7 protein-coding genes and 1 tRNA gene are annotated in these 6448 nt (G+C 48.2%); all 8 read right to left on the bottom strand.

The window, feature by feature from the left end; translation table 11 throughout:
- Window positions 1-384: 384 nt before the first annotated feature.
- The 8 genes from B5F07_RS20635 to B5F07_RS20600 all read right to left on the bottom strand — a co-directional run bounded on the left by B5F07_RS20635 (window position 385) and on the right by B5F07_RS20600 (window position 6342).
- Window positions 385-472: transfer RNA gene (locus B5F07_RS20635), tRNA-Ser, on the bottom strand.
- Between the two features lie 149 nt (window positions 473-621).
- Complete coding sequence (locus B5F07_RS20630) at window positions 622-1332, bottom strand: lysophospholipid acyltransferase family protein (RefSeq protein WP_087163081.1); 711 nt, start codon at window positions 1330-1332, stop codon at window positions 622-624.
- Complete coding sequence (locus tag B5F07_RS20625) at window positions 1329-1895, bottom strand: Fe-S-containing hydro-lyase (protein ID WP_087163080.1); 567 nt, start codon at window positions 1893-1895, stop codon at window positions 1329-1331. The genes B5F07_RS20630 and B5F07_RS20625 overlap by 4 nt, the downstream gene beginning before the upstream one ends.
- Before the next feature lie 73 nt (window positions 1896-1968).
- Window positions 1969-2814, bottom strand: a complete 846-nt coding sequence (locus B5F07_RS20620) for a fumarate hydratase (RefSeq protein ID WP_087163079.1) — start codon at window positions 2812-2814, stop codon at window positions 1969-1971.
- Window positions 2815-2853: 39 nt separating this feature from the next.
- Entirely contained in the window at window positions 2854-3342 is a 489-nt protein-coding gene (locus tag B5F07_RS20615; RefSeq protein WP_087163078.1) for a deoxycytidylate deaminase, read from the bottom strand.
- 99 nt (window positions 3343-3441) lie between these two features.
- On the bottom strand, window positions 3442-4071 hold the full coding sequence (gene upp / locus B5F07_RS20610; RefSeq protein ID WP_087163077.1) for a uracil phosphoribosyltransferase: 630 nt from the start codon (window positions 4069-4071) through the stop codon (window positions 3442-3444).
- Complete coding sequence (locus B5F07_RS20605; protein ID WP_087163084.1) at window positions 4064-5596, bottom strand: L-threonylcarbamoyladenylate synthase; 1533 nt, start codon at window positions 5594-5596, stop codon at window positions 4064-4066. The genes upp and B5F07_RS20605 overlap by 8 nt, the downstream gene beginning before the upstream one ends.
- A 41-nt stretch (window positions 5597-5637) precedes the next feature.
- The gene (locus B5F07_RS20600; protein ID WP_242972617.1) at window positions 5638-6342 is read right to left on the bottom strand and encodes an N-acetylmuramoyl-L-alanine amidase; all 705 of its coding nucleotides are present in this window, start codon (window positions 6340-6342) and stop codon (window positions 5638-5640) included.
- Window positions 6343-6448: the final 106 nt, after the last annotated feature.

The following is a 6448-nucleotide window of genomic DNA, read 5'->3' as shown; positions in this document are numbered from 1 at the left end:
TAGCAATTCTATCCCTTTACTGTTATTGGTTTGTTCAAACCGTTCTTAGAAATTTTCTCTTCAAAGAAATTTTCAAGGGTTGTTGTCTATTGTTCAGTTATCAAGGTTCCTGTCGTTCTTTTCATGCGACAGCTTTAATATTATATCAAAGTGTTTTTCGCTTGTCAAGAACTTTTTTATTTTTTATTTTCTTTTGCTTTCCCTCACGAGTCAGCTTAAATATAATACCATTTGTCTCCAGTGTTGTCAACACTTTTTTGAAACTTTTTTATTTTTTATTTCAGGTACTATATTTTGTGTCTTTTTCCAATGTCTTCCACAATCCCATGTTTAAAATGGAAAAACTACTGGGCTTCCGCCAGTAGTTTTCAGGATAACATTGAACGGAGAAAGAGGGATTTGAACCCTCGCGCCGGTTTCCCGACCTACACCCTTAGCAGGGGCGCCTCTTCAGCCTCTTGAGTATTTCTCCTGATTCTGAATAAGACTACACATTAGCTATGCAGCAAAATATTCAATTCCGCATCCGTGATGCAGAAATTATTATACTAAACCATACGTCCAATGTCAACGCTTTTTTTATTTTTTCCCTGACCTTTTTACAGTCTTTTACTTCAGATCTCAGATATTCCGGTTAATCGTCGCCTGAATTCTGTTCTGAACCTCCGCTGCTATTTCGGTCGTTTTCATATCCTTATATTCTTCATAGAGAAGAGGCTTCAGGAAATGAACCTGTACCGTCACCGCTTTAATACTGTTTGTGTCAAACGGCTTAAAGGAATCAATCAATGCCACAGGCACTATCGGACAGCGGGCTTTTGTCGCAGCCTTAAAGCTTCCGCCTTTAAACGTTCCCAGACGGTTTCCGTTTTTGGAACGCGTGCCCTCAGCAAAAATCAGATAATTTCTGCCGTTTTTTACTTCCTTTGTTACATTAATAATAACTTCCATCGACTGCCTGATATCATCCCTGTCAATCATATATGCTTTCATGCAGGCAAAAACCTGTTTCAGAAACGGGACATTTGCAACCTCTTTCTTCGCCACAACCGAAAACGGCCGGGGAAATGCTTCGATTATAGCAAGCACATCATAGAGTCCCTGGTGATTGGGGTAGAAAATAAATCCATCTTTTTCCGGGATATTCTCTCTGCCGTGAACATCGATTTTCACATTTCCGCCCCTGTTTGCATGAAGATCGATCCAGCGGAGAAAAGCATACAGATCTTCCTCTTTATATTTATCCACATGCGCCGCTCTGTAACAGAGCTTCACCCATGCATACGGAACCATAAAAAGGTTACGGAAAACCATCATCAGAATACGCTTCATCGTGCTTTTTCCTCCAGAGTATTATATTTTCTGACCGCCATTTCATAAAGATTGCCGCCCCTGCTGTCTATCACAACAATAACCGGAAAATTCTCCACATAAAGTTTCCGTATTGCCTCTGTTCCCAGATCGTCATAGGCCACAACTTCCGATGAGATGATACATTTGGAGAGCAGTGCCCCTGCACCGCCGACCGCCGCAAAATACACCGCTCCGTTTCTTATAATTGCGTCTGTCACTTCCGGGCTTCTCTTTCCTTTTCCGATCATCGCTCCAAGCCCGAGATCCAGTAACTCCGGCGTATATTTATCCATTCTGCTGGCAGTTGTAGGACCGGCAGATCCGATCGGTCTTCCCTCCCTGGCAGGAGACGGTCCCATATAGTAGATAATCTGATCTTTAAGCTCAACCGGCAGTTTCTCTCCTTTTTTCAGAAGCTCATACATCCTTTTATGCGCAGCATCTCTTGCTGTATAGACCGTTCCCGTAATATATACATAGTCTCCGGCGCGCAGAGTCTTTATAATCTCCCTGTCAACCGGAGCCTTAATATGCTTGTCCATGGCACTTTCCTTTCTGATCCGTTAATATTTTCCGAAACACCCTTGCCTGAAGCGGTGTTGTCCCAAAACCTTTCTACACCACTCGCACAACATGCCGGTTTACATGACAGCAGATATTCACCGCCACCGGAAGCCCTGCAATATGCGTAGGATAGGTGTTAATGTTCACCGCAAGCGCTGTCGTCGTGCCGCCCAGACCGCCCGGACCGATCCCCAGACAGTTAAGCTTTTCCAGAAGTTCCTCTTCCATCTCTTTTATATAAGGAATATCTGAATGTACGCCCACCGGACGGAGCAGTGCCTCTTTGGCCATTATAGCGCACTTTTCAAACGTACCGCCAATACCGACGCCCACAACAACAGGCGGACACGCATTCGGTCCCGCGTCTTTTACCGCAGTCATAACCGCCGCCTTTACTCCCTCTTCGCCTTCTGCGGGTTTCAACATAAAAACGCGGCTCATATTTTCACTGCCAAACCCTTTCGGAGCTACAGTGATTCTGACCCGGTCTCCGTCCACTATTCTCGCATGGATCACCGCAGGAGTATTATCCTTTGTATTTTCACGTATAAGCGGATCTCCCACCACGGATTTTCTCAGAAATCCTTCCTGATAGCCCCGGCGAACCCCTTCGTTTACCGCATCTTCCAGGTTGCCTCCCGTAAAATGCACATCCTGTCCGATCTCCAGAAATACCACTGCCATTCCCGTATCCTGGCAGATCGGGATCATATCATCCCCCGCAATCTGAAGATTTTCCCGCAGTTGTCCCAGGATCTGGCGCCCCAGCCCGGACTTTTCCTCATTTTCAGCCTTATTCAAAGCCATCTCCATATCTGGAGACAGATGGTAATTGGCTTCGATGCACATTTCTTTAATATTTTCTGTTATATCTTCTGTCTGAATTTCCCGAATCATACTTCCTCCCGCAGTCCTGTTTGTCAAACCGCACTGCCGCTATACCTCTATTTCTATTTTTCTTCCCGTTCTTTCATATGGGCGGTATTTTACCCCCGCCGCGTCCATCATCTTCTTGGACGCCCTGACGCTGGGAGTATCCCCGTATTTGTCACAGTCGTAGATCACTTCCCGGATTCCGGCCTGGATAATCGCTTTCGCACATTCATTGCAGGGGAAAAGGGACACATAGAGCTTTGCCCCCGCCAGGCTGCCTCCATTGTAATTCAGTATCGCATTCAGCTCGCTGTGTGTAGAGTAGACATATTTTGTCTCCAACGGATCCTCCCCGTCCCGTGCCCAGGGGAACTCATCATCCGAGCAGCCAATCGGGAAGCCATTATATCCCATAGAAAGGATCTTGTTATCCTGACTCACAATGCAGCACCCTACCTGCGTATTCGGGTCCTTCGAGCGCATGCCCGACAGCATGGCAACCCCCATAAAATACTCATCCCACGATAAATAATCCGTTCTTTTATCCGACATCACCCGTCATCTCCTTTTTCTTCTCAATTCTTCCGTGTCTGTGCCATCCGCTTTTATCCCGTCCGGCTCATGGTCCGGCGCCGGCTGCACCTCTGAAAATTATTTTGTTCCGAATATACGGTCCCCGGCATCTCCAAGCCCCGGCACAATATACCCGTGGTCATTCAGCTTTTCGTCGAGAGCCCCGATATAAACATCCACATCCGGATGTTCCTCCTGCATCCGCTTTACTCCCTCCGGCGCAGCTATAATACAAAGGAAACGGATATTTTTCACTCCTTTTTCCTTCAGCATCCGGATCGCCGCGGTGCTGGACCCGCCTGTAGCAAGCATTGGGTCTACCACGAACACCTCGCGCTCCTCGCAGTCCGCCGGGAGCTTGCAGTAATACTCCACCGGTTCCAGAGTCTCCGGATCGCGGTAAAGTCCGATATGTCCCACTTTCGCCGCCGGAATCAGAGACAGCATACCGTCAACCATGCCAATGCCCGCCCGGAGAATCGGAACGATCGCAAGCTTCTTTCCCGCCAGCTCTTTCCCTGTCATCTCGGCAATCGGTGTTTTAATTTTAACATCTTTCATCTTGAGGTCCCGGGTCGCCTCATAGCACATAAGCTGCGCTATCTCCCCGATTACTTCTCTGAATTCTTTCGTCCCGACTTCCTCGCGTCTGATGAAATTAATCTTATGGGTGATCAGCGGATGATCCATCACATGTACTTTACTCATTTTCTTCTCCTTTCGCCATTGCATTCAGCTTTTCTGCAAGCCTGTCAATCATCTCCGATAAAACTCCGTAACATTCCCCGTATCCGGTCAGCGGTTTCCCGTACGGATCCGGTATTTCTCTGTCATCGCCGACAAACTCATTGAGAGTATACACATTTGCCGCATTCTCATATTCACTGAGAATCTTGTTCTTATGGTCCTCTCCGATCGTAAGCACCAGAGTATCATCCTGTATATTTTCCCCGTCAAACTGCTGAGACGTATGGTTCTGCAGAGTCATCTGCGCGCTCTTCATAATCGCTTCCGCCTTCTGATTGGCAGGTTCCGGAAAGAGGACAACCATTCCCCGGGAATCAATCACATACTCCTGTTCCAGATCATGGTTCCGGAGCAGTTCCGCCGCCATCGGTCCTCTGCCGGTATCCGTCTGGCTTACAAAAGTAATTCTGCGGTACTTCTGCTTCGCCACCACATCCGATGCAGAAATGCGTCTGTGCCCGGCCGCCTTTTCCAACCGGTTCATCACCGCGCTTCCGATCCCCTGTGCCGCAAAGGACTCACTGTAAATGATATCCACATCCTCCTCGTCAAATTCCCGCAGCACCCGGTAAAGATTTCTGGCAATGCTCTTCTCATTTTCCCGTGTTCCCACATTTTTTATTACACCGTTGCTGTAGAAAGGAAGGGTCTCTGCAGTAGCAATAATTCCGACTTTTTTCCCTTTCCTGCTGCCCGCATATGACAGCTGCCTGATCGCAAGAATCTCCTCTCTCAGATCACCTTCCAGAATAATCAGCTCTGCACGCGGCGCATAATGCCGGTATTTCATCCCCGGCGCCTTGGGCGGCTTTGTACTGCTGCTGTCTATCAGCGTCTGATCTACCGTAACAGGACCGATTACCGACTCAAACATTTCAGCCGTCACCGCACCGGGGCGCAGTATCATCGGCGGATCCACAGTCATATCCAGAATCGTAGATTCTACTCCTATGTCAACGGCGCCGCCGTCAAGTATCATGTCAATCTTTCCGCCCAGATCAGCCAGAACATGCTCCGCAGTTGTAGGACTGGGCCTTCCGGATGTGTTGGCGCTCGGCGCCGACACAAAGCCGCCTGCAGCGCGGATCAGTTCCGCCGCTATGGGATCACTGGGCATCCGCACAGCCACAGTATCAAGGCCGCCGGTAGTTCCATAAGGGACAATATCGCTTTTTTCAAAAATCATCGTCAGAGGCCCCGGCCAGAAATGAGCGGCCAGGGCATCTGTCTCCGGCGGGATCCTGACCGCAATCTTTTTCAGATCCTCATAATCCGCGATATGCACGATCAGCGGATTATCGGAAGGCCTTCCCTTTGCTGCATATGTCTTTTTTGCCGCTTCCTCCTTCAAAGCATCGGCTCCCAGTCCGTAGACTGTCTCTGTAGGAAATGCAACAAGACCGCCCTCTCTCAGAATCCTCCCGGCTTCCTCTATCACAGTATGGTCAATCTGGTTTTTATCTACTTTTTTTACTATAGTTTCCATAGGTTCCATTATAGCATTATTCCCACCAAAAAAAAACTCTTTTATCGGGTGCTCTCTATATATTGAAGAATGCCTTCCGCCACTGCTTCCGCCACCTCCCGCTGATACTCTTCCGAAGCCAGTTTCTCCGCCTCCGCATAATTGCTGAGGAATCCGCACTCTGCTATGACAACCGGAACTTTCGTTCTCTTCAGGATATAATATGTATGATTCGCTTTCGCCTCTTTTGTATTTTCCGGATCAATGGTCCGCAGGGAATTCTGAATCATCTCCGCCGCTGTCTTCCCTTCTGCGGAATCCGTATAGTAAAACACCTGTCCGCCATGAACACTTTCTTCATGATAGCTGTTCTGATGGATGCTTACCGCGAGTACCGCATTGGCTTCATTCATAATCTCCGTCCTCTTTTTCAGATCCTCCACCTGGGTATCCGCCAGCCTCTGATCATCGGTTCGTGTCATAATAACCTCCACATCAGCCTCCTCGAGAATCTCTTTTATGATCATGGCAATCTTCAGGTTGATTTCCTTTTCCTCGGCACCGTTGGCTCCCGTTTTTCCCGCATCGATTCCCCCGTGTCCCGCATCGAGGACAACCAGATTCGTATTCCTCACAGCAGTCCCTGTTCCGGAGACAGCCCTTCCAGCCTCAATCTGTCTTCGCAGTTTTTCAGCCCCCTGATGGCACAGGATGATCAGAAGCGCAAATACCACTGCTGCCGCCGCAAATTTTACTTTCTTTTTCAAAACAGAACACAGCCTCCTTTCACATATAACATGTATATGCAAAAGAAGGCTGTGCCTTTCCGGACTGCTGAAATAAAAACCGCTGTCTCCAGATCTGATATTCTCA

The organism is Lachnoclostridium sp. An169 (genome assembly GCF_002160525.1).
GTDB classification, from domain to species: domain Bacteria; phylum Bacillota; class Clostridia; order Lachnospirales; family Lachnospiraceae; genus Mediterraneibacter; species Mediterraneibacter cottocaccae.
This window is presented reverse-complemented; position numbering and strand designations above follow the sequence as displayed.